This is a genomic window from Variovorax sp. N23, assembly GCF_025486315.1.
Taxonomy (GTDB): domain Bacteria; phylum Pseudomonadota; class Gammaproteobacteria; order Burkholderiales; family Burkholderiaceae_C; genus Variovorax.
Genome location: NZ_JAOOPY010000017.1, coordinates 85,758 through 107,713, shown reverse-complemented (window position 1 = coordinate 107,713; position 21,956 = coordinate 85,758). Strand labels below are relative to the sequence as shown.

General features: G+C 69.0%; 21 protein-coding genes. 18 read left to right on the top strand and 3 right to left on the bottom strand.

Going from position 1 to position 21,956, the window contains the following annotated elements:
• The first annotated feature begins 1 nt into the window (after nucleotide 1).
• The 8 genes from N8A90_RS21795 (at nucleotide 2) to N8A90_RS21760 (ending at nucleotide 8,465) form a co-directional block, all read left to right on the top strand.
• On the top strand, nucleotides 2-1,555 hold the full coding sequence (locus tag N8A90_RS21795) for a 3,4-dehydroadipyl-CoA semialdehyde dehydrogenase (protein WP_262077273.1): 1,554 nt from the start codon (nucleotides 2-4) through the stop codon (nucleotides 1,553-1,555).
• A 67-nt stretch (nucleotides 1,556-1,622) separates the two neighbouring features.
• Nucleotides 1,623-3,197, top strand: coding sequence for a benzoate-CoA ligase family protein (locus N8A90_RS21790; RefSeq protein WP_262077271.1), 1,575 nt, complete (start codon nucleotides 1,623-1,625; stop codon nucleotides 3,195-3,197).
• A complete protein-coding gene (locus N8A90_RS21785) occupies nucleotides 3,194-3,994 on the top strand; it encodes an alpha/beta fold hydrolase (RefSeq protein ID WP_262077270.1) in 801 nt (266 codons plus the stop codon). Before N8A90_RS21790 ends, N8A90_RS21785 begins: the two co-directional genes overlap by 4 nt.
• Nucleotides 3,991-5,160 (top strand): ABC transporter substrate-binding protein, encoded by a 1,170-nt coding sequence (locus N8A90_RS21780; protein WP_262077269.1) that lies wholly within the window; start codon nucleotides 3,991-3,993, stop codon nucleotides 5,158-5,160. The genes N8A90_RS21785 and N8A90_RS21780 overlap by 4 nt, the downstream gene beginning before the upstream one ends.
• 10 nt (nucleotides 5,161-5,170) lie before the next feature.
• A complete protein-coding gene (locus N8A90_RS21775) occupies nucleotides 5,171-6,043 on the top strand; it encodes a branched-chain amino acid ABC transporter permease (RefSeq protein ID WP_262077267.1) in 873 nt (290 codons plus the stop codon).
• Nucleotide 6,044: 1 nt separating this feature from the next.
• Complete coding sequence (locus tag N8A90_RS21770; protein WP_262077265.1) at nucleotides 6,045-7,010, top strand: branched-chain amino acid ABC transporter permease; 966 nt, start codon at nucleotides 6,045-6,047, stop codon at nucleotides 7,008-7,010.
• A complete protein-coding gene (locus tag N8A90_RS21765; RefSeq protein ID WP_262077264.1) occupies nucleotides 7,007-7,762 on the top strand; it encodes an ABC transporter ATP-binding protein in 756 nt (251 codons plus the stop codon). The genes N8A90_RS21770 and N8A90_RS21765 overlap by 4 nt, the downstream gene beginning before the upstream one ends.
• Nucleotide 7,763: 1 nt before the next feature.
• Nucleotides 7,764-8,465 carry an ABC transporter ATP-binding protein gene (locus N8A90_RS21760; protein ID WP_262077263.1) on the top strand — a complete coding sequence of 234 codons (702 nt, stop codon included), beginning with the start codon at nucleotides 7,764-7,766 and terminating at the stop codon, nucleotides 8,463-8,465.
• Between the two features lie 28 nt (nucleotides 8,466-8,493).
• On the opposite strand, the gene N8A90_RS21755 is transcribed toward N8A90_RS21760, so the two are convergent.
• Entirely contained in the window at nucleotides 8,494-9,396 is a 903-nt protein-coding gene (locus N8A90_RS21755; protein WP_262077262.1) for a LysR family transcriptional regulator, read from the bottom strand.
• Between the two features lie 138 nt (nucleotides 9,397-9,534).
• Between N8A90_RS21755 and N8A90_RS21750 the strand changes: the two genes are divergently transcribed.
• From N8A90_RS21750 to N8A90_RS21735, 4 genes are read left to right on the top strand one after another with little or no spacing between them, the layout of a single operon-like run.
• Nucleotides 9,535-10,512, top strand: coding sequence for a 2Fe-2S iron-sulfur cluster-binding protein (locus N8A90_RS21750; protein ID WP_262077261.1), 978 nt, complete (start codon nucleotides 9,535-9,537; stop codon nucleotides 10,510-10,512).
• Between the two features lie 25 nt (nucleotides 10,513-10,537).
• Nucleotides 10,538-11,800: an aromatic ring-hydroxylating dioxygenase subunit alpha gene (locus N8A90_RS21745; RefSeq protein WP_262077259.1), complete on the top strand. Its 1,263-nt coding sequence runs from the start codon at nucleotides 10,538-10,540 to the stop codon at nucleotides 11,798-11,800.
• A 5-nt stretch (nucleotides 11,801-11,805) separates the two neighbouring features.
• Nucleotides 11,806-12,330 (top strand): aromatic-ring-hydroxylating dioxygenase subunit beta, encoded by a 525-nt coding sequence (locus N8A90_RS21740; protein WP_410087728.1) that lies wholly within the window; start codon nucleotides 11,806-11,808, stop codon nucleotides 12,328-12,330.
• Nucleotides 12,331-12,339: 9 nt separating this feature from the next.
• Complete coding sequence (locus N8A90_RS21735; protein WP_262077257.1) at nucleotides 12,340-12,660, top strand: non-heme iron oxygenase ferredoxin subunit; 321 nt, start codon at nucleotides 12,340-12,342, stop codon at nucleotides 12,658-12,660.
• Between the two features lie 36 nt (nucleotides 12,661-12,696).
• On the opposite strand, the gene N8A90_RS21730 is transcribed toward N8A90_RS21735, so the two are convergent.
• Nucleotides 12,697-13,407, bottom strand: a complete 711-nt coding sequence (locus N8A90_RS21730; RefSeq protein WP_262077255.1) for a Crp/Fnr family transcriptional regulator — start codon at nucleotides 13,405-13,407, stop codon at nucleotides 12,697-12,699.
• A 168-nt stretch (nucleotides 13,408-13,575) separates the two neighbouring features.
• Between N8A90_RS21730 and N8A90_RS21725 the strand changes: the two genes are divergently transcribed.
• The 4 genes from N8A90_RS21725 to N8A90_RS21710 are packed head-to-tail and all read left to right on the top strand — an operon-like array spanning nucleotide 13,576 to nucleotide 18,563.
• On the top strand, nucleotides 13,576-14,520 hold the full coding sequence (locus tag N8A90_RS21725) for a 3-hydroxyacyl-CoA dehydrogenase NAD-binding domain-containing protein (protein WP_262077253.1): 945 nt from the start codon (nucleotides 13,576-13,578) through the stop codon (nucleotides 14,518-14,520).
• On the top strand, nucleotides 14,517-16,367 hold the full coding sequence (locus N8A90_RS21720) for a feruloyl-CoA synthase (protein WP_262077330.1): 1,851 nt from the start codon (nucleotides 14,517-14,519) through the stop codon (nucleotides 16,365-16,367). The genes N8A90_RS21725 and N8A90_RS21720 overlap by 4 nt, the downstream gene beginning before the upstream one ends.
• Nucleotides 16,368-16,416: 49 nt before the next feature.
• Nucleotides 16,417-17,331, top strand: coding sequence for a 3-keto-5-aminohexanoate cleavage protein (locus N8A90_RS21715; RefSeq protein ID WP_262077252.1), 915 nt, complete (start codon nucleotides 16,417-16,419; stop codon nucleotides 17,329-17,331).
• 26 nt (nucleotides 17,332-17,357) lie between these two features.
• Nucleotides 17,358-18,563: an ABC transporter substrate-binding protein gene (locus N8A90_RS21710; RefSeq protein WP_262077250.1), complete on the top strand. Its 1,206-nt coding sequence runs from the start codon at nucleotides 17,358-17,360 to the stop codon at nucleotides 18,561-18,563.
• Nucleotides 18,564-18,606: 43 nt separating this feature from the next.
• Here the strand turns inward: N8A90_RS21710 and N8A90_RS21705 are convergent, their stop codons facing one another.
• The gene (locus N8A90_RS21705) at nucleotides 18,607-19,275 is read right to left on the bottom strand and encodes a response regulator transcription factor (protein WP_262077248.1); all 669 of its coding nucleotides are present in this window, start codon (nucleotides 19,273-19,275) and stop codon (nucleotides 18,607-18,609) included.
• A gap of 224 nt (nucleotides 19,276-19,499) precedes the next feature.
• Between N8A90_RS21705 and N8A90_RS21700 the strand changes: the two genes are divergently transcribed.
• Together N8A90_RS21700 and N8A90_RS21695 are read left to right on the top strand one after the other, a co-directional pair.
• Entirely contained in the window at nucleotides 19,500-20,825 is a 1,326-nt protein-coding gene (locus tag N8A90_RS21700; protein WP_262077246.1) for a DotU family type IV/VI secretion system protein, read from the top strand.
• Between the two features lie 29 nt (nucleotides 20,826-20,854).
• Entirely contained in the window at nucleotides 20,855-21,955 is a 1,101-nt protein-coding gene (locus N8A90_RS21695) for a type VI secretion system protein (RefSeq protein WP_262077243.1), read from the top strand.
• Nucleotide 21,956: the final 1 nt, after the last annotated feature.

The following is a 21,956-nucleotide window of genomic DNA, read 5'->3' as shown; positions in this document are numbered from 1 at the left end:
CATGACAGAGCTTCTTCCCAACCATGTCGGCGGTCGCTGGCAAAGCGGCAGCGGCGCCGGCGTGCCGCTGTTCGACCCGGTGCTCGGCACCGAGTTGGCGCGCGTCGACGCGACCGGGCTCGACCTGCCGGCGGCCTTCGGCTTTGCACGCGATGTCGGCGGCGCCGCGTTGCGCGCGCTGAGCTATCGCCAGCGCGCCGGACTGCTCGCCGCCATCGTCAAGGTGCTGCAGACGCATCGCGACAGCTACTACGAGATCGCCACGGCCAACTCGGGCACCGTGAAGAACGACTCGGCCGTCGACATCGACGGCGCGATCTTCACCCTGGGCCAGTACGCGAAGTGGGGCGAGGCGCTGGGCGACGTGCACGCGCTGCGCGACGGCGACGCGGTCAAGCTGGGCAAGGAGCCCGTCTTCCTCTCGCAGCACCTGCAGGTCCCCACCCGCGGCGTCGCGCTCTTCATCAACGCCTTCAACTTCCCGGCCTGGGGGCTGTGGGAGAAGGCGGCGCCGGCGCTGCTGTCGGGCGTGCCCGTCATCGTCAAGCCCGGCACCTCGACCGCCTGGCTCACGCAGCGCATGGTGCGCGACGTGGTCGACGCGGGCGTGCTGCCGGCCGGCGCGCTGTCGGTGATCTGCGGCAGCTCGAACGGGCTGATGGATCAGCTGCAGCCCTTCGACGTTGTCTCCTTCACCGGCTCGGCCGAGACCGGCGCGCTGATCCGCTCGCACGCGGCGGTGGCGCAGCGCTCGGTGCGCGTCAACATCGAGGCGGACAGCCTCAACTCGGCGCTGCTGCTGCCCGACGCCACGCCGGGCACCGACGCCTTCAACCTGCTGGTGCGCGAGGTGGTGCGCGAGATGACCGTCAAGAGCGGCCAGAAGTGCACCGCGATCCGCCGCATCCTCGTGCCGGCCGGCGTCTACGACGCGGCGGCCGAGGCGATCGGCGCCAAGCTGCGCGGCGTCACCGTCGGCAACCCGCGCAACGAGAGCGTGCGCATGGGCTCGCTGGTGAGCCGTGCGCAGCTGAACGCGGTGCGCGAGGGCCTGTCGACGCTGCAGCGCCAGACCACGGTGCTGCACGACGGCAGCGCGCAGGCGCTGGTCGACGCCGACCCCGCCATCGCGGCCTGCATCGGCCCGGTGCTGCTGGGCGCCAAGGACGCCGACGCGGCGGACTCGGTGCACGACGTGGAGGTCTTCGGCCCCGTGGCGACCCTGCTCGCCTACCGCGACCTCGACCACGCAATCGCGCTGGCGCATCGCGGCCAGGGCTCGCTGGTCACCTCGCTCTACGGCAGCGACGACACAGCGCTGGCACGCACCGCGGTGCAGCTCGCGGCCAGCCATGGCCGGGTGCATGTGGTCAGCCCCGACGTGGCGCAGACCCACACCGGCCACGGCAACGTGATGCCGATGTCGCTGCATGGCGGCCCGGGGCGCGCCGGCGGCGGCGCGGAACTCGGCGGCCTGCGGGCGCTGGACTTCTACCACCGCCGCAGCGCGGTGCAGGCGAGCCCGGCGGTGCTGGCCGGGCTGGGCCTCGGCTAGCGCCCCGCGCCCGCGACATGCACACAGAAGAGCGCACCACCGCGCCGCAGACACCAGGAGACACACGATGAGCTTGCCCACCGACTTCAATTTCGCCGAACACCTGTTCGCACTCAACCGCGAGCGGGCCGCCAAGCTCGCCTACATCGACGACCGCGGCACGCTCAGCTACGGCGGCCTGGAAGTCCGGGCGCGCCGCCTCGCCAGCGCGCTGCAGTCGGCCGGCGTGCAGCCCGAAGAACGCGTGCTGCTGCTGCAGCTCGACACCAGCGACTGGCCGGTGAGCTTCCTCGGATGTCTCTACGCCGGCGTGGTGCCCGTCGCGGTCAACACCCTGCTCACGGCCGACGACTATGCCTACATGCTCGAGCACAGCGGCGCCGTCGCGGCGCTGGTGTCGGGCGCGCTGCTGCCGGTGCTGCAGGACGCCATGTCCAAGTCGCCGCATGCGCTGCGCCAGCTCTTCGTCTCGCAGCCCACCGCCGCGCTGCCCAGCGGCGCGAGCGACCTGGACGCCGCCATCGGCGCACACCCTCCGCTGGCCCGGCCGGCCGCGACCGGCCCGCAGGACCATGCCTTCTGGCTCTATTCCTCGGGCTCGACCGGGCGGCCCAAGGGCACGGTCCACACCCACGGCAACCCGTGGTGGACCGCCGAGCTCTACGGCAAGCCGGTGCTCGCACTCACCGAGGACGACATCTGCTTCTCCGCCGCCAAGCTGTACTTCGCCTACGGGCTGGGCAACGGGTTGACCTTCCCGCTGTCGGTCGGCGCGACCGTCGTGCTGATGGCCGAGCGGCCGACGCCCGACGCGACCTTCAAGCGCTGGACCGGCACCGCGCTCCCGGACGAGGCCACGGGCGTGAAACCCACCGTGTTCTTCGGCGCGCCCACCGGCTTCGCCGGCATGCTCGCGTCGCCGTCGCTGCCCGCGCGCGACAGCGTGGCGCTGCGCATGTGCTCGTCGGCGGGCGAGGCGCTGCCGGGCGAGATCGCACAGCGCTTCAAGGCGCACTTCGGCTGCGAGATCATCGACGGCATCGGCTCCACCGAGATGCTGCACATCTTCCTCTCCAACCGGCCCGGCGACATCCGCTACGGCACCACGGGGCGTCCGGTGGAGGGCTACCAGATCGAACTGCGCGGAGAAGACGGCCGGCCCGTGCCGGATGGAGAAGTCGGCGACCTCTACATCAAGGGACCGAGCAGCGCGCTCATGTACTGGGGCAACCCCGAGAAGAGCAGCCAGACCTTCCGCGACGGCTGGACGCAGAGCGGCGACAAGTACTCGCGCGACGCCGACGGCTACTACACCTACGCCGGCCGCAGCGACGACATGCTGAAGGTCAGCGGCATCTATGTGTCCCCCTTCGAGGTCGAGGCCACGCTGATGCGCCACCCGGCGGTGCTCGAAGCCGCCGTCATCGGCAAGCAAGACGACGACGGCCTGACCAAGACCAAGGCCTTCGTGGTGCTGAAGTCGAACCAATCGTGCAGCGCCGAGGAACTCAAGGCCTTCGTCAAGCAGCACCTGGCCGCCTACAAGTACCCCCGCTTCATCGAGTTCGTCGACGAACTGCCCAAGACCGCGACGGGCAAGATCCAACGCTTCCGACTGCGCGAGCAGGAGCTGCACGCGTGAGCGAAGAGACGCAATGGGCCGCCATCCGCTGGCGGGAACGGGAGGTGCGCGTCGAGTACGTGCGCATCGCAGCCGAGCGTGATGACGCGCCGCTGCTCGTCTTCCTGCACGAGGGCCTGGGCTCGGTCGCGATGTGGAAGGACTTCCCGCAGCGGCTGTGCAACGCGGGTGGCTTCCGCGGGCTGGTCTTCTCGCGGCCCGGCTACGGCCGCTCGACGCCGCGGGAGGCCGATGAAGTCTGGGACGTCGACTTCATGCATCGCCAGGCGCACGAGGTGCTGCCGCCGCTGTTCGACGCCCTGGGCATCGACGAGCCGCCCTGGCTGTTCGGCCACAGCGATGGCGGATCGATCACGCTGCTGTACGCCGCGCGCTTTCCGCAGCGCGTCGCCGGCCTCGTGGTGCTGGCGCCCCACATCCTGGTGGAGGACGTGACGGTCGAGAACATCGAGCAGGCGCGCGTCGCCTACGTGCAGACCGACCTGCCCAGCAAGCTCGGCCGCTACCACGACGACCCCGACTCCGCCTTCTGGGGCTGGAACCGCATCTGGCTGCATCCGCCCTTCCGCCAGTGGAACATCGAGCGCGAACTCGACGGCATCGCCTGCCCGGTGCTCGCCATCCAGGGCGTGGACGACGAATACGGCACCCTGCAGCAGATCCGCGGCATCGCATCGCGGGTCGGCCGCACGCAACTTCTCGAATTGCCCGACTGCGGCCACTCCCCTCACCGGGACCAGCCGGAGCAGGTGATAAGCGCGACTATTTCGTTCATCAATCAATGGAGACAACCATGAGCCAGAAGAACCTTCGTACCGCGCTGACCGCGCTCACCCTCGCCTGCATCGCCACGCTCGGCCACGCCCAGCAGGGCAAGCTGAAGGTCGGCCTGATGCTGCCCTACAGCGGCACCTACACCGCGCTGGGCGTGGCCATCGAGAACGGCTTCAAGCTGCGCGTCGAGGAACAGGGCGGCAAGCTCGGCGGCCGCGAGATCGAATACGTGAAGGTCGACGACGAGTCCGACCCGGCCAAGGCGACCGACAACGTCAACAAGCTCATCAAGCGCGACAACGTCGACGTCATCGTCGGCACCGTGCACTCGGGCGTGGCCATGGCGATGGCCAAGGCGGCGAAGGAAAGCGGCACCACGCTGATCGTGCCCAACGCGGGCGCCGACGCGGTGACCGGGCCGATGTGCGCACCCAACATCTTCCGCAGTTCCTTCTCCAACTGGCAGCCCGCCTACGCCATGGGCGAGGTCGCGGCCAAGCAGGAAAAGAAGAAGAAGGCGATCACCATCACCTGGAAGTACGCGGCCGGCGACGAGTCGACCGCCGGCTTCAAGGAGGGCTTCGAGAAGGCGGGCGGCCAGGTCGTCAAGCAACTCACCGTGCCCTTCCCCAACGTCGAGTTCCAGGCCCTGCTGACCGAGATCGCCGCGGCCAAGCCCGATGCGGTGTACGCCTTCTTCGCCGGCGGCGGCGCGGTGAAGTTCGTCAAGGACTACGCGGCCGCGGGCCTGAACAAGACCATCCCGCTGTATGGCCCCGGCTTCCTGACCGACGGCACGCTCGATGCGCAAGGCGACAGCGCGCAGGGCATGCTGACCACGCTGCACTACGCCGACGGCCTGAACACGCCGCGCGACAACAGCTTTCGCGCCGCCTATGCCAAGGCCTTCAAGCTGCAGCCCGACGTCTATGCCGTGCAGGGCTACGACGCGGCGCAGATCCTGGCCATCGGGCTGGATGCCACCAAGGGCGACATCTCCAAGAAGGCCGAGTTCGCGGCCGCCGTCGAGAAGGCGAAGATCGACAGCCCGCGCGGCACCTTCGCGGTGGGCAAGTCGCACAACCCGGTGCAGGACATCTACCTGCGCAAGGTCGACGGCAAGGAGAACAAGATGGTGAGCGTCGCCATCAAGGGCCTGGCCGACCCAGCCCGCGGCTGCAGGATGTAAGGCGCGCGCCGTGGACTTCGGAACCTTTCTCGTCCAGTGCCTGAACGCGGTCCAGTACGGCTTGCTGCTGTTCCTGGTCGCCTCGGGCCTCACGCTGATCTTCGGGATCATGGGCGTGATCAACCTGGCCCACGGCAGTTTCTACATGCTGGGCGCCTACATGGCGTTCGCGCTGTCGCCGCTCTTCGGCGACCAGTTCATCCTGATGCTGGTCGCGGGCGTGCTGCTCGCGGCCGTCTTCGGCTACCTGCTGGAGTGGGCCTTCTTCAGCTATCTCTACCAGCGCGACCACCTGCAGCAGGTGCTGATGACCTACGGCCTGATCCTGGTCTTCGAGGAGCTGCGCTCGATCCTGGTGGGCAACGACGTGCACGGCGTGAAGGTGCCGGCCTGGCTCGACGGCAGCTTCGCGCTCGGCGACCTCATGAGCTACCCGTGGTACCGGCTCTTCGCGTCGGCCGCCTGCATCGTGCTGGCCATCGGGCTCTATCTGGTGGTGAACCGCACGCGACTGGGCATGATGATCCGCGCCGGCGCGAGCAACCGCGACATGGTGCGTGGTCTGGGCATCGACATCCGCCGCCTCTACCGCATCGTGTTCGCGGCCGGCGTGGCGCTCGCTGCGCTGGCCGGGATGATCGCCGCACCGATGTCGTCCGTGTACCCAAACATGGGCGCGAGCGTGCTGATCATCTGCTTCGTGGTGGTGGTGATCGGCGGCATCGGCTCGATCACCGGCGCGCTGGTCGCCTCGCTGCTGGTGGGCTTCGTCGACACCTTCGGCAAGGTCTTCTTCGCCGAGCTGAGCGGCATGGGCGTGTACGTGCTGATGGCCATCGTGCTCATCTGGCGCCCCGAAGGATTGATGGGACGGCGTGCCTGACATGAAGAACTTCTCTGCCTGGATTCCCCTGCTCTGCGCCGTGCTCCTGGCGGCGGCCGGGCCATTGCTGGGGCCGTACGCGTCCGACCTCGTCGTCAAGGTGATGATCCTGTCGATCTTCGCGCTGAGCCTCGAACTGCTGGTCGGCATGACCGGCCTCGTGAGCCTCGGCCATGCGGCCTTCTACGGCATCGGCGCCTACGCGACGGTGCTGGGCTCTGGCGCCGAGGGCGGCTCGATCGCCTGGCTGCTGCCGCTGGCGATGGGCAGCGCCGCGCTGTACGCGCTGGTGGTCGGCGCGCTCAGCCTGCGCACGCGCGGCGTCTACTTCATCATGGTCACGCTGGCCTTCGCACAGATGGCCTTCTTCATCTTCCACGACACCAAGGTCGGCGGCGGCAGCGACGGCATCTATATGTACGTGCGGCCGAGCCTCGGCCCGATCGACATGGAAAACCGCCGCGTACAGTTCTATGCGGTGCTCGCGGCACTGGCCGGCACCTACGGCCTGCTCGCGCTCATCCGCCGCTCCCGCTTCGGCGCGGCGCTGGCGGGCATCCGCGTGAACGAACAGCGCATGCGCGCGGCCGGCTTCGCCGTGTACGGCTACAAGCTCGCGGCCTTCGTGCTCGCAGGCGCGCTGGCCGGCCTGGCGGGCTTCCTGGTCGCCTCGCGCGACGGTGTGGTCAACCCCGAACTGCTGGCCTGGCACAACTCCGGCGAGGTGCTGCTGATGATCATCCTCGGCGGCCTCGGCCACCTGCGCGGCGCGGTGATCGGCGCCGTCGCCTTCACCGTGCTCAAGGAAATCCTCGGGACGCATGCGCTCGTGGGGCCGCTGGCCGACCACTGGCAGCTCACGCTCGGCATCGCGATTATCGTGTTCGTGGCGCTGCTGCCGAAGGGACTGATCGGCCTGGCCGCACGCCTGTCGCCGAGCCCGCAGCCGAAGGCGGTGACGCCATGAGCGGCGCACTGCTGACGGTGCAGGGGCTCACCCGCCGCTTCGGCGGCCTGGTCGCGGTGAACGCCGTGACGCTCGACCTGAAGCGCGGCGAAGTGCACGCCGTGATCGGCACCAACGGCGCCGGCAAGTCGACGCTGATCAACATGCTCTCGGGCGAGATCGAGGCCTCCGAGGGCCGCATCGCGCTGGCCGGCGAAGACATCACCACCCGCGCGCAATCGCGCCGGGCCCGCGACGGCGTGGGCCGCAGCTACCAGCGCACGACCATCTTCCCCGAGTTCACCGTGCACGAGAACTGCCGCCTCGCCGCGCAGGCCGCGACGCCGCGACCGTGGGCGATCTGGCAGGCCTCGCACCGCTGCGCGTCCAGCAACGCGGCGGCCGACGAAGCGCTGCGTGCCGCCGGGCTCGACACCGAGGCGCGCCGCATCGCCGGCACGATGAGCCACGGCGCCAAGCGCCAGCTCGAGGTCGCGATGTGCCTGGCGACCCGGCCGCGGGTGCTGCTGCTGGACGAACCGCTGGCGGGCATGGGCGCCGAGGAGACCGACCGGATGCTGGCCTTGCTCGAACGCCTGAAGGCGTCGCACGCCATCCTGCTGGTCGAGCACGACATGGACGCGGTCTTTCGCATCGCCGACCGCATCACCGTGATGGTCAACGGCGCGGTCATCGCCAGCGGCGACCCCGCCACGATCCGGCAGGACCCCGCCGTGCGCGAGGCCTACCTGGGCGACGAGGGAGCACATTGACATGCTGCGAATCGAATCGCTCCACACCTACTACGGCGACAGCCACATCCTGCGCGGGGTCGATGCCGTGCACCCGGCAGCCACCTCGCTCGGCCTGCTCGGGCGCAACGGCATGGGCAAGACCACGCTGATCCGCTCGCTGATGGGCTACGTGCGGCCGGCCTCCGGCCGCGTGTTGCTCGACGGCCGCGACGTGACCGGCTGGGCGCCCGAGAAAATGGCCCGGCAGGGCATCGGCTACGTGCCCGAGGGTCGCGGCATCTTCCCCAACCTGTCGGTGCGCGAGAACCTGCTGATGAGCGAGCGCGCCGGCCTGGATGGGCGCCGCGCCTGGACCTTCGACCGCGTGATGGCGACCTTCCCGCGCCTCACCGAACGGCTCTCGCACGGCGGCCAGCAACTGTCGGGCGGCGAACAGCAGATGCTGTCGATCGGCCGGGCGTTGATGACCAACCCGCGCCTGCTCATCCTCGACGAGGCGACGGAGGGCCTGGCGCCGCTGATCGTCGCGGAGATCTGGCGGGTGATCGCGGACATCCGCAGCACCGGCATCGCCACGCTGATCGTCGACCGCGACTGGCGCAAGGTGCTGGCGCACACCGACCATGCGGTGGTGATGGAGAAGGGCCGCATCGTGCTGGCGTCCGAGTCGGCGCCGCTCGCGGCGGACCCGGCCACGCTGTCCAGCTGGCTGGGCGTCTGACGCTGCATCGCCCGCGCCGCGTGCGCCGTCAATCGGCGTGCAGTTCGACGATCAGGTTGCGCAGCCACTGGTTTGCCGGGTCCTTCTGGTACTTGGCATGCCAGAACAGGTGGATGGCGATTGCCGGCAGCTGGACCGGATGCGGCAGCACCGCCAGCTCGAACGGCGCCACCATCCGCTCGGCCAGCCGTTGCGGCACGGTCGCGACCAGGTCGCTGGACTGAAGGATGTGGCCGAGCGCCACGTAGTGCGGCACCGTCAGCCGAACCTTTCGCTGCGGTGCGTTCCGGTCCAGGATCTGGTCGATGCGGCCGTGGCCCGTGCCTGCGGAGACCACGGCCAGGTGTTCTGCGGCGAAGAAGTCCGCTTCCTGCAGTTTCCGGCGCGTCAGCGGATGCCGGCGCCGCACGAGGCAGACGTATTTCTGCTCGAACAGGCGCCGCTGGAAGAACCCGCTCTTGAGCTGCGGCAGCAGGCCGATCGCGAGGTCGACCTGGCCCGCCTCCATCGCGTCCTTGAGGTTCACCGCCGTGTTGCGCACCGTGGTGATCGACACCTGCGGCGCAAGCTCGTGCAGGCGCTGCATCAGCCGGGGCAGGAAATAGATCTCGCCGATGTCGGTCATGCCGATCGCGAAGCGGCGCTGGCTGTTGCCGGGGTCGAAGGTGCTTCGGGCGTTCACGGCGCTGTGGAGCATGCCCAGCGCCAGGCCGACCGATGCGGCCAGCTGGTCCGCGAACGGCGTCGGCTGCATGCCGGCCGAGGTGCGAAGAAACAACTCGTCACCCAGCAGCTTGCGAAGACGTGCCAGCGCGTTGCTGACGGCCGGCTGGCCCAGCCCGAGGTTCTCGGCGACCTTCGACACCTTGCGTTCCGCCATGAGCTGGTCGAACACCACCAGCAGGTTCAGGTCGATGTCATGCAGCTCCATGAAGGGCCCTTCACATCATTGATTCAAGTGATATTGAACATCGACGCCATTGTATTGACTGATTTTTACCGCAGCCCGAGCATCGGACCTCATCGCCCCATCGGCGGCAGACAACAAGAGACGACGAGACAAGACACGATGGAACTCCTGGTGCGACCGCTCCAGCGCACGCTCGACGTGGCGCCGGGCATCAACCTGCTGGAAGCGCTGCGCAGCCACGGCATTCCGATCTCCTACAGCTGCATGGCCGGCCGCTGCGGCACCTGCCGCTGCAAGCTGGTCAAGGGCCCGGCATGCGATGTGGCGGAAGCCGCCGAGCAGCCCGACGCGTACGTGCTGGCCTGCCAGACATCGCTGACCGAACCCTGCACGGTCGAGATCCCGGAGATCGACGACGTCGTCGTCCACACCGCCAGGGTGCTCAAGGCCACGGTGGTGGCGATCGACGCGCCGACGCACGACATCCGCCGCATCCGCCTGAAAGCCGCCAAGGCGCTGGACTTCTCGCCCGGGCAGTACGCGCAATTGCAGTTCACGCCCGAACATGTGCGCCCCTATTCAATGGCCGGCCTGCCGGGTGACGACGCCCTCGAGTTCCATGTGCGGATGGTGCCGGACGGCCGCGTGAGCGGCTACGTCGCGACGTCTCTCGCGGTCGGCGACAGCGTGCGCGTGAGCGGCCCGCTCGGCTGCGCCTATTTGCGGCGCAGGCACGCGGGGCCGATGCTGTGCGTGGCCGGCGGCACCGGCCTCGCGCCGATCCTCTCGATCGTGCGCGGCGCGATCGCCGAGGGCATGCGCCATCCGATCCACCTGTACTTCGGCGTGCGTGCGGCGCGCGACCTGTATGGCCGCGACCAGCTCGCGGCGCTGCAGCGGGAGCATCCGTCCTTGCAGGTGCATGTGGTGCTCAGCGCCGGCCAGGCGCCGGACTGCCGCAGCGGCCTGGTGACGGATGCGATCGCGAGCGACTGGCCGGGTTCCTCACTGGCGGGCTTTCGCGCCTACCTGTGCGGCGCGCCACCCCTGGTGGACGCCACGCGCCTGCTGGTCCACCGACTGGGGATCCAGGCCGACCAGATCCATGCCGATGCGTTCTACGCCAGCGGCCATTGAGCTTCAACGATAAAGGAGACACACGATGAGCACCGCCGACACGGGCACCTTTCCGGCCCGCATCCACTGGGCGTCCGCCGACACCAGCCGCATCCCCTTCATGGCCTACACCGACGAGGCCCAGCACAGGAAGGAACTCGAACGCTTCTTCTATACGAAGCACTGGAACTACGTGGGCCTCGAAGCGGAGATCCCCGCGCCCGGCGACTTCAAGCGCACCGTCGTGGGCGAGCGCTCGGTGCTCATGGTGCGCGATGCCGAGGGTGGCATCCGCGTGGTCGAGAACGTCTGCGCGCACCGCGGCATGCAGTTCTGCCGCGAGCGGCACGGCAACCGCAAGGAGTTCGTCTGCCCCTACCACCAGTGGAGCTACACGCTGCAGGGCGACCTGCAGGGCGTGCCCTTCCGGCGCGGCGTGAAGCAGGACGGCAAGGTCAACGGCGGCATGCCGGCCGACTTCAAGACCGACGACCACGGCTTGAACAAGCTCAAGGTGGCGACGCGCGGCGGCGTGGTGTTCGCGAGCTTCGACCACGACATCGAGTCGCTGGAGGATTTCCTCGGGCCGACCATCCTGGGCTACTTCGACCGCCTGTTCAACGGCCGGCAGCTGCGCATCCTCGGCTACAACCGCCAGCGCATTCCGGGCAACTGGAAGCTGATGCAGGAGAACATCAAGGACCCGTACCACCCCGGCCTGCTGCACACCTGGTTCGTCACCTTCGGGCTCTGGCGCGCCGACAACAAGAGCGAGCTGAAGATGGACGCCCGGCATCGCCACGCCGCGATGATCTCCACGCGCGGCCAGTCGGGCAAGGCCGACCAGGTGACGCAGGTGTCGAGCTTCAAGGAGAGCATGACACTCAACGACCCACGCTTTCTCGACATCGTGCCGGAGCCCTGGTGGGGCGGGCCGACAGCCGTGATGATGACGCTGTTCCCGAGCGTCATCCTGCAGCAGCAGGTCAACAGCGTCTCCACCCGCCACATCCAGCCCGACGGCCATGGCGCCTTCGACTTCGTGTGGACGCACTTCGGCTTCGACGACGACACGGACGAGATGACGCAGCGCCGGCTGCGGCAGGCCAACCTGTTCGGGCCGGCCGGCTTCGTCTCGGCCGACGATGGCGAGGTCATCGAGTTCTCGCAGCAAGGCTTCGAGCAGAAGCCCTTCCATCGCACGCTGGCCGAGCTCGGCGGGCGCGAGGTCGGCGACACCGACCACATGGTGACCGAGACGCTGATCCGCGGCATGTACGCCTACTGGCGCGAAGTCATGGAGGCCTGAACCCCATGAACGACATGACTGAAACACCGACGGCGACCACGCCGAACGCTGCACCGGACGTCGGCTTCCACGACTACGCCGCGATCGCGCGCCTGCATGCCGACTACGCGCAGGCCGTGGATTCCGGCGACTGGGGCCTGTGGCCGGAGTTCTTCGTCGAGGACTGCCTCTACAAGCTGATCCCGCGCGAGAACCACGAGCGCGGCTTCCCGCTGGCCACCCTGTTCTTCGAGAGCAAGGGCATGCTGAAGGACCGCGTCTACGGCATCCGCGAGACGCTGTTTCACGACCCGTACTACCAGCGGCATGTCGTCGGCGCGCCGCTGATCCGGTCGGCGACGCCCGACCGCTTCGAGGTGGAAGCCAACTACGCGGTGTTCCGCACCAAGCTGTCGCAGGCATCGACCGTCTTCAACGTCGGCCGCTACATCGACACCATCGTCCGGACGCCGGACGGACTCCGGTTCGCGTCGCGCCTGTGCGTGTACGACAGCGAAATGATCCCGAACTCCATCATCTACCCGATCTGAGGCCCTCCGATGAACGACACCCCATGGATCGATGCGAGCGCCGAGGACGACGTGCCAGAGGACGATGTGATCGGCGCCCAGGTCGCCGGCCGCGACATCGCCCTCTACAAGGTGGAGGGCCGCATCTTCGCCACCGACAACACCTGCACCCACGGCCAGGCACGGCTGTGCGACGGCTTTCTCGAGGGCTTCGAGATCGAGTGTCCGCTGCACCAGGGCCGCTTCGACATCCGCGACGGCCGCGCGACCTGCGCGCCGGTCACCGCGGACCTGCGCAGCTACCCGGTGCGCATCGAGGGCGGGCGGGTGTTCCTGCAGCTGGGCGCGTAGACGGCGCGCGGCGCGCCGGTCGCGGCGGCGGCCCCTCTATTCGACCCGCGTGAGTGATTCGAGCCGCTGCGCATCCAGGATGGTGATGCCGCCGTACTCGGTGCGCACGATCGACAGGCCCTTGAACTGGCTCAGGGCCTGATTGCAGCGCTGACGCGAGAGGCCCACGAGGTTCGCCAGTTCTTCCTGGGAGATCTGCAGGTGCAGATCGCCGCCCGGATTCAACCAGGGATGGATCAAGCCGGTCAGCGCCCGGGCCACCTGCGCTTCGACGCTCAACACACGGTGCGCGGCGAAGTCGCCCATGAACCAGTGCAGGCGCTCGTTGATCTGGTTGAGCAGAAAGCGGCCGAAGCGAGGTTCCGTGTCGTACAGCCACTCGAAGGTGTTCTTGGGGAGCAGCGCCACACGGCTGTGGCGCAACGCGATGACGTCGGCCTGCACCGGCTTGCCGCGCAACAGGCTGCCTTCGCCGAACCAGCTTCCGGTCGTCAGCCCGCCCAGCGTGACGGAGCGTCCGGCCCGCGTGCCCGTCGACCACTTCATCACCCCGTCCATCACGCCGTTCCACCACAGCGCCGTCTCGCCATGACGGATGAGCGCCTCACCGGCCGCGACCGTTCGCTCCACCACGTCGGACAGCACCTGGTCGCGGGCAGCCTGTGTCAACTGCGGAAACCACGCCGATTCCGCCAGCAGTTGCGCAAGGGTGATTCCGGACGCACGCGGCGCGGCTCTGATGCTCATGGGGTATTGGACGCGCTCACGTCGTGCAGGGGGTCCGGTGGTTTTCCCGGGTGTCGATTGTCGTGCTGACGACTGTGCCATCCCGGGGGGCATCGAACAATCCGGGGCTTCGTCACCCTGCATGCACTGGCCCGCCAGCGCACGCGCCAACGACCGGACCCCGCACCCATGCTCCCTCCCACCATCCAGCGCGTCGCCGTCGTCGCAACGGGCGTCATCGGCGCCAGTTGGGCCGCCCATTTTCTCGCCCAGGGCCTCGACGTCGTCGCGACCGATCCGTCGGACGGCGCGGAGCAGCGGCTGCGGGACAGCGTGGCACAGCACTGGCCGACCCTGGAACGGCTCGGCCTGGCGCCGGGCGCATCGACACAGCGCCTTCGCTTCCACCGCGATCTGGAAGATGCCTTGCAAGGTGCCGACTTCGTGCAGGAGAACGGCCCCGAACGTCTCGACGTCAAGGCGGATCTCTTTCGGCGCATGGACGCGCTGCTGCCGCCGGAGGTCATCCTCGCGTCGAGTTCGTCCGGTCTCTCGACCACCGCGATCCAGGCCGGTTGCCAGCACCCGGAACGCGTCGTCCTGGGACACCCCTTCAATCCGCCCCATCTCATTCCCCTGGTGGAAGTCATCGGCGGGGAGCGCACGTCGCCCCGCACCATCGAACGGACGATGGCCTTCTACACCGCGATCGGCAAGCGCCCGATCCACGGCCGCAAGGAGATCAAGGGCCACATCGCCAACCGGCTGCAGGCGGCGCTCTGGCGCGAGGCCTTCCATCTGGTCGAACAGGGCGTCGCCACGGTGGAGGACATCGACACCGCCATCGCCTACGGCCCCGGCCTCCGCTGGGGTGTCTGCGGCCCGTTCCTGAACCTGCATTTCTCCGGCGGCGCCGGCGGCATCCGTCATGTGCTCGATCACCTGGGCGGCCCCATCGAGGACTGGTGGAAGGACCTCGGTTCGCCGACGCTGACGCCCGCGCTGAAGGCCAGGATCGTGCAGGGCGTCGACGACGAACTGGCGGGCCGGCGGTTGGCGGACCTGGAAGCGGCACGCGACGAACTGCTGATCGCCGCGATCAAGGGCAAGGCGCAGGCATGGCCAGGGGAATGAGCGCCATGGCCATCTACGACGACCCCGCACGCGTCGCGCCCGCCCGCATCGCGTGCCGCCGACATGCCGACGGCAGCCTGGTGCTGCGCTCGACCGAGCCGCTGGGCGACTACGCGCGCTGCATCGGCGAATGGATCGAACGCTGGTCGGGCGAAACACCCGACGCGCTGGCGCTGGCGGAGCGCGATGCGGCCGGCGGCTGGCGGCGCATGACCTGGGGCCAGCTGCGCGTGGCCATCGGTGCGATCGCGCAACGCCTGATCGACCTCGGGCTGCCCCGCGAGCGGCCCATCGTGATTCTGTCCGACAACTCGATCGACCATGCGCTGCTCATGCTGGGGGCCATGCATGTCGGACTGCCGGTCTGCCCGGTCTCCAGCGCCTACTCGCGCCTCTCCAGGGACCACGCGAAGATCCGCGGCATCGTCGATGCGCTGCACCCTTCGCTCATCTACGCCGCCGACGCCAAGGTGTACGGCGCCGCGATGGCCGCCTGCGCGGGGGACGCCATCCAGGTGCTCGGCGACGGCGCCGAGCACATGCCCGGCGCACTCGACTTCGCCCGCTTTCTGGAGACCCGCGAAACGCCCGCCGTGATGGCCGTGTTCGAGACGCTCAGCGGCGACGACGTCGCCAAGTACCTTCTGACCTCCGGCTCGACCGGACAGCCCAAGGTCGTCCCCAACACGCACCGGATGCTCTGCGCCAACCAGCAGGCGCTGGCCCAGACCTGGCGCTTCCTCGAGACGGAAAAGCCCGTGATCGTCGACTGGCTGCCCTGGAGCCACACCTTCGGCGGCAACCACAACCTCCACATGGTCCTGCGCCATGGCGGCGCGCTGTACATCGACGAGGGCCGCCCCGCGCCGGGGCTCATCGAGAAGACGGTGCGCAATCTGCGCGAGGTCCGGCCCAACCTGCATTTCAACGTGCCGCGCGGGCTGGACATGCTGCTGCCGCTGCTGGAAGCCGACCTCGACCTGGCACGCGATGTCCTGTCGCGGCTGCAGCTGGTGTTCTACGCTGCGGCAGCGCTTCCTGCCGCGACCTGGGGCCGACTGGAAGCACTGGCCGCCCAGGTGCGCGAAGAGCCGCTGTGGCTGACCACCTCCTGGGGCGCGACGGAGACCGCACCGCTCGTCACCAGCGCGCACTTCAGGCTCGATGGCGCGGGTTGCATCGGCGTCCCGCTGCCGGGCACGGAACTCAAGCTGGTGCGCAACGGCGAAAAGCTGGAAATGCGCGTGCGAGGTGTCAGCGTCTTCGCGGGCTACCGCGATGCGCCCGCGCTCACGGCAGCCGCCTTCGACGACGAGGGCTTCTACAGGATCGGCGACGCCGGCCTCGTCGTCGACCCCGGCGATCCTTCGCGCGGCGTGCTCTTCGATGGCCGGGTCTCGGAAGACTTCAAGCTCTCCACCGGGACCTGGGTGTCCGTGGGGCCCCTGCGCCTGAAGCTCGTCTCCGCGCTGTCGCCCTACGCCGCCGACGTGGTCCTGACCGGTCACGACCGCGACGAGATCGGCGCCCTCGTGTTCCCGAGCCCCGCCGCCAGCCAGGCATCGGCCGACGAGGTCGCGCAGCGCGTCCGGGAGGCGCTGTCGATGTTCGAGCAGAGCGGCGTCGGCTCGTCGCAGATGCCGCGCCGCGTGATGTTCCTGACGGACCCACCCGATGCCGATGCGGGCGAGATCACCGACAAGGGCTACGTGAACCAGCGCGCCGTCCTGACTCGCCGAGCGGACGAGGTGGCGCGCATGCACGCCGAAGCACCCGACACCCGCGTGATCCGCGTCGCGCGGCCTGCCCCGGCCACGGCTTCGGGCCGGGCCGGCCGTGATGCCTGAGCCCTCGCCCTGCGCGATCCCCCTCCACTCCCCCCACCAGACGAACTCCATGTCCAAACGCAAAGTCATCCTGACCATCGCTCCCACAGGGGGCATGGCCCACAAGTCGCAGAACCCGCACCTTCCGACGCAGCCCGCGGAGATCGCGGACGACGTCGTGCGCTGCTGGAACGCGGGCGCGAGCGTCGTGGCCATCCATGCGCGCAGGCCGGACGATGGCGCCACCTGCGATCCCGCCGTCTACCGCGACATCAACGCACGCATCCGGGCCCGCAGCGACATCGTGATCAACAACTCGACGGGCGGCGGCGTCCACGGCGACATGGTCAAGCCGCTCGCCGGCGACCGCTGGGAGATCCTGTGGGAGGAGCGGCTCAAGGGCATGGAGGCCGGTGCGGAGATGTGCACGCTCGATGCAACGACGCTGAACCTCAGCTTCGAGGGCAAGGAGATCCTGATGGACACCTCGATCGCCCGCGGCCGCGAATTGGCGGCAGGCATGAAGGCACGCGGCATCAAGCCGGAGTGGGAGGTGTTCAGTCCGACCCACATCCTTCAGGACACCACCACGCTCATCGGCGAAGGGCTCGACGACGCGCCGCACTTCGTGAACATCGTGATGAACGTGCATCGCAATTTCCAGAACGCCATGCCGTACTCCCCGCGCTTTCTTCAGATGATGGTGGACACGCTGCCGCGCAACAGCATCTTCTGCGTCAGCGGCATCGGCCCGTCGCAGCTGGAAGCCAATGTCGCGTCCCTGCTGCTGGGCGGCCACGCGCGCGTCGGCCTGGAGGACAACCTCTATCTGCGCCAGGGCGAGCTCGCGACCAACATCCAGCTGACGGAACGCATCGTTCGCATCATCCGGGAGCTCGACATGGAGCCAGCGACGCCGGCCGAGGCGCGCGCCATGATGGGCCTTCCCCGCGTCGGTGCGGTGCGGCCCGCGTTCGCCCTTTGACCTTCACCCCACCACGAGAGACACCCATGAAGAAGAATTGCGTTGCAGTGGCCGTCGGCCTGGTGATCGCAGCGACCGCCGTGTCGGCCCAGGTCTCCGACGATGTCGTGCGCATCGGCTTCATCAGCGACATGTCGGGCGTCTACCGGGACTACGACGGCCCGGCCGGCGCCGATGCGATCCGCATGGCCATCGCCGATGCCGGCGGCATGGTGAACGGCAAGCAGATCGAGCTGCTGACCATGGACCACCAGAACAAGCCCGACATCGCGGCAGCCAAGGCGCGCGAGTGGTTCGATGTCAACAAGGTGGACATGCTCATCGGCGGCGTGAATTCGGGCGCCGCGATCGCCATGGCGGGCGTGGCCGCCGAAAAGAAGAAGCCGTACTTCGTCGTGGGCTCGGGCGCCTCCAGCCTCACCAACGAGTTCTGCTCGCCGTACACCGTGCAATACGCCTACGACACCGTGGCGCTGGCCCGTGGCACGGCCGGCGCGGTGGTCAGGGCAGGCGCGAAGAAGTGGTACTTCGTCGCCGCCGACTACGCCTTCGGCGCCTCGCTGCAGAACGACGCGACCAAGGTGATTCTCGAGAATGGCGGCACGGTCGCCGGCTCGATCAAGCACCCGCTGGGCGCCAGCGACTTCTCCTCCTACATGCTGCAGGCGCAGAGCTCGAAGGCGGACGTGCTGGCACTGGCGAACGCGGGCGGCGACACGGTGAACGCGCTGAAGTCCGCCGCGGAATTCGGCCTCGGCAAGGGCATGAAGCTGGCCGGGATGATCATCACGATCAACGATGTCCATGCCCTGGGCCTGAAGACGACCCAGAACATGTATCTCACAGACAGCTGGTACTGGAACCAGAGCGCCGAGTCGCGGGACTGGGCGCGCCGCTTCTTCGACAAGCACAAGCGCATGCCTTCCTCGTTCCATGCCGGCGACTACTCGGCGGCTCTTCAGTACCTCAGGGCCGTGAAGGCGGCCGGCTCCGACGACCCGGAGAAGATCATGGCGCAGCTGCGCAAGTCCCGGTTCGACGACATGTTCGTCAAGGGCGGATGGCTTCGCGGCGACGGGCTCATGGTGCACGACATGCACCTGCTGCAGGTGAAGACGCCGGCCGAGTCGAAAGAGCCGTGGGACTACTACAAGGTCGTCGAATCGATCAAGGGCGAGTTGCCCTGGACGACCAAGGCCGAGTCGCGCTGTGCCCGATGGAAGTCGAGCTAGGCCTGTTCACGCTATTTCCGGAAATAGCGTTAACAGGCCCTAGTCAGGCTTCGGTGAGCGCCTGCGCCGCGACCACCGCCTCGGTGCGGTTGCGGACGTTGAGGGCGCGGAAGATCGCCGCGAGGTGGATCTTGACCGTGCCCTCGCTGATGCCGAGGCTGCGGCCGATCAACTTGTTGGGCTTGCCCTGGGACAGCAGCTGGAGCACTTCGACCTGCCGGTCGGTGAGCACGTTGCGCAGGTGGTCGAGCGTGTGGCTGGCGCCGCCGAGTTGCCGCGCGACCTCGGCCGCCGGCACCCCGGCCACGATGCCGGCGGGCACGGCCGACAGCATCATCGGCGGGACGTAGACGCCACCGGCGAGCACCAGCCGCACGGCGGAGATCATCACGTCGGGCGAATAGGCCTTGGGGATGAAGCCCAGCACGCCGCGCTCGATGGTCGCGCGCATCACCGCCGGGTCTTCGGTGCCCGACAGCACGATCACCGGCACGGCCGGATGGCGTCGGCGCATTTCGTCGATGTGGCCATGGCCTTGCGCGCCCGGCATGTTCAGGTCGATCAGCGCCAGGTCCAGGTCGTCGGTGGCCGCGGCCAGCAACTCGTCGACGCTCATGGCCAGGACGAATTCGATGCCGGGCTCGAGTTCGGCCAGCTTGGCCTTGACCGCTTCCATGACGAGTCGGTGATCGTCGGCGATCAGGATTTTCATGACGTAACCCCAGGGTTCGGATGAACTCCGAAACGGCAGAAGATAACGGCGAACGGCCTGCGCAGCAAGGCATGACCGGCTGCCGAAAGGCATAGGCCCCCTGCGGTATTGGCGCGCGCCGAGGCTGGTGGGATGGTTTTCCTCCGAGCCACGACAACGGGAGACAGCATGGGCCATCGATCCCGGCACACGCCTGACCGGCCCCGCGCGTCGGCATGACCGCCATGGCACGCCTGCTCGACGCCTTCTGCGCCTTCTTCGCCTTCGGGCTGTGGCTCGATGCCACACGGGAGGCCGGCGGCGCCATGACGGCCCCGGCCGCCGCACGGCAGCAGGCGCGCGTGTTGCTCGACGCGGCGCGCGGTGCAGCGCGCTCGGCCGGCTGGCCGGCAGCGCAGGTCGAGTCGGCGAGCTTCGCGGCGGTGGCCTGGTTCGACGAGCTCCTGCAGCGGCTGGCCGGCGCGGACGATACCGGAGCCCCTCTGCAATCGACGCTCTTCAATTCCAGCAATGCGCAGACCGAGTTCTTCCACCACCTGGCGGCGCTCGGCCCGGACGACGGCGCGGTGCGCGAGGTCTACTGGTACGCACTGGCCCTGGGCTTCCGAGGGCAGTACTACTTCGAGGACGCCGACACCGGCGAATGGGGCAAGCTCAAGCGCCTGCACGGCCAGCAGTTGCCGACCCCGCCGGTCGAACTCGACGCGCTGGCATGGACACGGCTCACGCCGCAGCCCTATGCCTCGCCGGACCCGCCGGCACGCCGTCGGCCCCAGCGCCGCCGCCGCGCGCTGGTGCGCGCCGGTGGCGCCGTCGCGCTGCTGGTCCCCGGGATCTACCTGCTCGGCCTGCTGCTCGGCAACCGCGCCGGGCCGCCACCCGCACCCGCCGAGCGTGTCGCCGAGCAGTTGCAGCGTTACGCCTGTGCCGACCTGGCGCTGGCGACGGGCGCCGATGGCAGTGCGCACGTCAGCGGCTTCGTCGCCAGCTCCGAAGATGGCGCGCGCGTGCGACAGGACGTCGCGGCCCTGCCGCAGGCCAAGACGCCGGATTTCGACCTGCGCATCCGCGCCTGGCCCTACTGCGAGGTGGCAGCGATCCTCAAGCCCTACCAACTGCGCAACCAGGACAGCAAGGCCGGGCTGCGCATCGAGGCGCCCTCCGCCCCCTCGGGCCGGCTGCGCGAGGGCGATGCGGTGCGACTGAGGGTCACCGGCCCTGCCTACGCCAGCCACATGCGGGTCGACTACTACACCAGCGATGGCGCGGTGCTGCACCTGATGCCGGAATCCACGCACGCGCGCCTGTCGGCCCGGCAGAGCGTGACGCTGGGCGAGGACATGCCCGCGAGCTGGCTCGTGAGCCCGCCCTTCGGCACCGTGCTGGTGGCCGTGGTCGCCTCGCCGGCCCCCTTCGCACACCTCGCCGGCCGGCCGCCCTACGAGGTCGCGCCGACCTATCTTTCGGCGCTGCGGGAGTCGATCGCGGCGAACCCGGGAAACGAGCGCCTCGTCGCCGACTTCCTGTTTCTCGAAACCACTGCGCGCTGAGCGGATCGACGCGAACGAGGAGAAATGCCATGGCCACCCTGTCTTCCCTGCCGGTCACCTTCTGGCAGCTGGTCGCTGTCTGCGGCATCGCCTTCCTCGGACTGTGGTGGTGGCTGCTCGGCGCGCCGCAGGCCGCGCGGCGGCGCACCCTGCGGGCGCGCATCGCGGCCCTCGGGCCGGCGGAATCGCCCTCGGAACTCGCGGCCCTGCACGGCCTGCGCGAGGCCGTCTCATTGGCACGACGCGCCCTGCGTCACGCCGATGCGCCGCCCCGCCCGCACCACGACGGCCTCTACGGCATCCCCTGGTTTCTCTTCATCGGCGACACGGCAGCCGACGTGCCGGGCCTGCTCGCCGCCGCCCACAGCGTGTCGCCGCTGCCGGTGGCACACGACCGTGACGCGAGCGGCCGCGCCTTCTGGCGCTGGTGGTTCTTCGAGACGATGACGGCGATCGAGACCAGTCCGGCGGCCGTCTGCGATTCGGGCTCGCGCCGCATGCGCAACCTCTGGTACGGCGCACTGATGGAGCTGGCCGAGCAGCGCGAGCGGCTGCCGCTCAATGGCGTGGTGGTGTGCGTCGGCGCCACCAGCCTGCTGGGCAACGCCGCGCAGGTCATGCCGGGCACGGCGCGCCTGCGGCATGTGGTCGACGAGGCCGCCGAGCACCTGCAGCTGCGCCTGCCGGTCTACCTCATCGTGACAGGGCTGGAAGGGCTTCCGGGCTACGACACCGTGCATGGTGCCCTGCCGCCCGAGGTGCTGGCGCAGGCACTCGGCCATCGCCTGCCGTTGCAGGATCGCCATGCCGTCTCGGCGGCGGGTGACCGCCTGAGCGAGCTGTTCGAGCCCATCGCAGCGCGCCTGCAGGGCCTGCGGCTGCGACTGCTGGAGGACGCGCCGAGTGCGGCGGACCGTCTCGCGATCCACGCCTTCTTCGACCAGGTGAACGCCCTGCAACCCGGGCTGCGCAGCGTGGTGGACCGGATGTTCGAGGAGAGCCGGGGCCGGCGCTCGCCGTACTGGCGCGGCCTGTACCTGACGGGGGTGCAGGCCGAGACCGGCGCGGCCTTCGTGTCGGACCTGTTCCAGCGCTTCCTGCCGGCCGACCAGCCGCTGGCGCACGGCTGAC

Excerpts from the sequence above, each read along its gene's own strand:
- N8A90_RS21795 (WP_262077273.1), top strand. The coding sequence starts at position 2 with ATGACAGAGCTTCTTCCCAACCATGTCGGCGGTCGCTGGCAAAGCGGC.
- N8A90_RS21735 (WP_262077257.1), top strand. The coding sequence starts at position 12,340 with ATGAACGACACCCCATGGATCGATGCGAGCGCCGAGGACGACGTGCCA.
- N8A90_RS21780 (WP_262077269.1), top strand. The coding sequence starts at position 3,991 with ATGAGCCAGAAGAACCTTCGTACCGCGCTGACCGCGCTCACCCTCGCC.
- N8A90_RS21770 (WP_262077265.1), top strand. The coding sequence starts at position 6,045 with ATGAAGAACTTCTCTGCCTGGATTCCCCTGCTCTGCGCCGTGCTCCTG.
- N8A90_RS21750 (WP_262077261.1), top strand. The coding sequence starts at position 9,535 with ATGGAACTCCTGGTGCGACCGCTCCAGCGCACGCTCGACGTGGCGCCG.
- N8A90_RS21710 (WP_262077250.1), top strand. The coding sequence starts at position 17,358 with ATGAAGAAGAATTGCGTTGCAGTGGCCGTCGGCCTGGTGATCGCAGCG.
- N8A90_RS21745 (WP_262077259.1), top strand. The coding sequence starts at position 10,538 with ATGAGCACCGCCGACACGGGCACCTTTCCGGCCCGCATCCACTGGGCG.
- N8A90_RS21715 (WP_262077252.1), top strand. The coding sequence starts at position 16,417 with ATGTCCAAACGCAAAGTCATCCTGACCATCGCTCCCACAGGGGGCATG.
- N8A90_RS21695 (WP_262077243.1), top strand. The coding sequence starts at position 20,855 with ATGGCCACCCTGTCTTCCCTGCCGGTCACCTTCTGGCAGCTGGTCGCT.
- N8A90_RS21725 (WP_262077253.1), top strand. The coding sequence starts at position 13,576 with ATGCTCCCTCCCACCATCCAGCGCGTCGCCGTCGTCGCAACGGGCGTC.
- N8A90_RS21705 (WP_262077248.1), bottom strand. The coding sequence starts at position 19,275 with ATGAAAATCCTGATCGCCGACGATCACCGACTCGTCATGGAAGCGGTC.
- N8A90_RS21700 (WP_262077246.1), top strand. The coding sequence starts at position 19,500 with ATGGCACGCCTGCTCGACGCCTTCTGCGCCTTCTTCGCCTTCGGGCTG.
- N8A90_RS21720 (WP_262077330.1), top strand. The coding sequence starts at position 14,517 with ATGAGCGCCATGGCCATCTACGACGACCCCGCACGCGTCGCGCCCGCC.
- N8A90_RS21740 (WP_410087728.1), top strand. The coding sequence starts at position 11,806 with ATGAACGACATGACTGAAACACCGACGGCGACCACGCCGAACGCTGCA.
- N8A90_RS21790 (WP_262077271.1), top strand. The coding sequence starts at position 1,623 with ATGAGCTTGCCCACCGACTTCAATTTCGCCGAACACCTGTTCGCACTC.
- N8A90_RS21760 (WP_262077263.1), top strand. The coding sequence starts at position 7,764 with ATGCTGCGAATCGAATCGCTCCACACCTACTACGGCGACAGCCACATC.
- N8A90_RS21755 (WP_262077262.1), bottom strand. The coding sequence starts at position 9,396 with ATGGAGCTGCATGACATCGACCTGAACCTGCTGGTGGTGTTCGACCAG.
- N8A90_RS21765 (WP_262077264.1), top strand. The coding sequence starts at position 7,007 with ATGAGCGGCGCACTGCTGACGGTGCAGGGGCTCACCCGCCGCTTCGGC.
- N8A90_RS21730 (WP_262077255.1), bottom strand. The coding sequence starts at position 13,407 with ATGAGCATCAGAGCCGCGCCGCGTGCGTCCGGAATCACCCTTGCGCAA.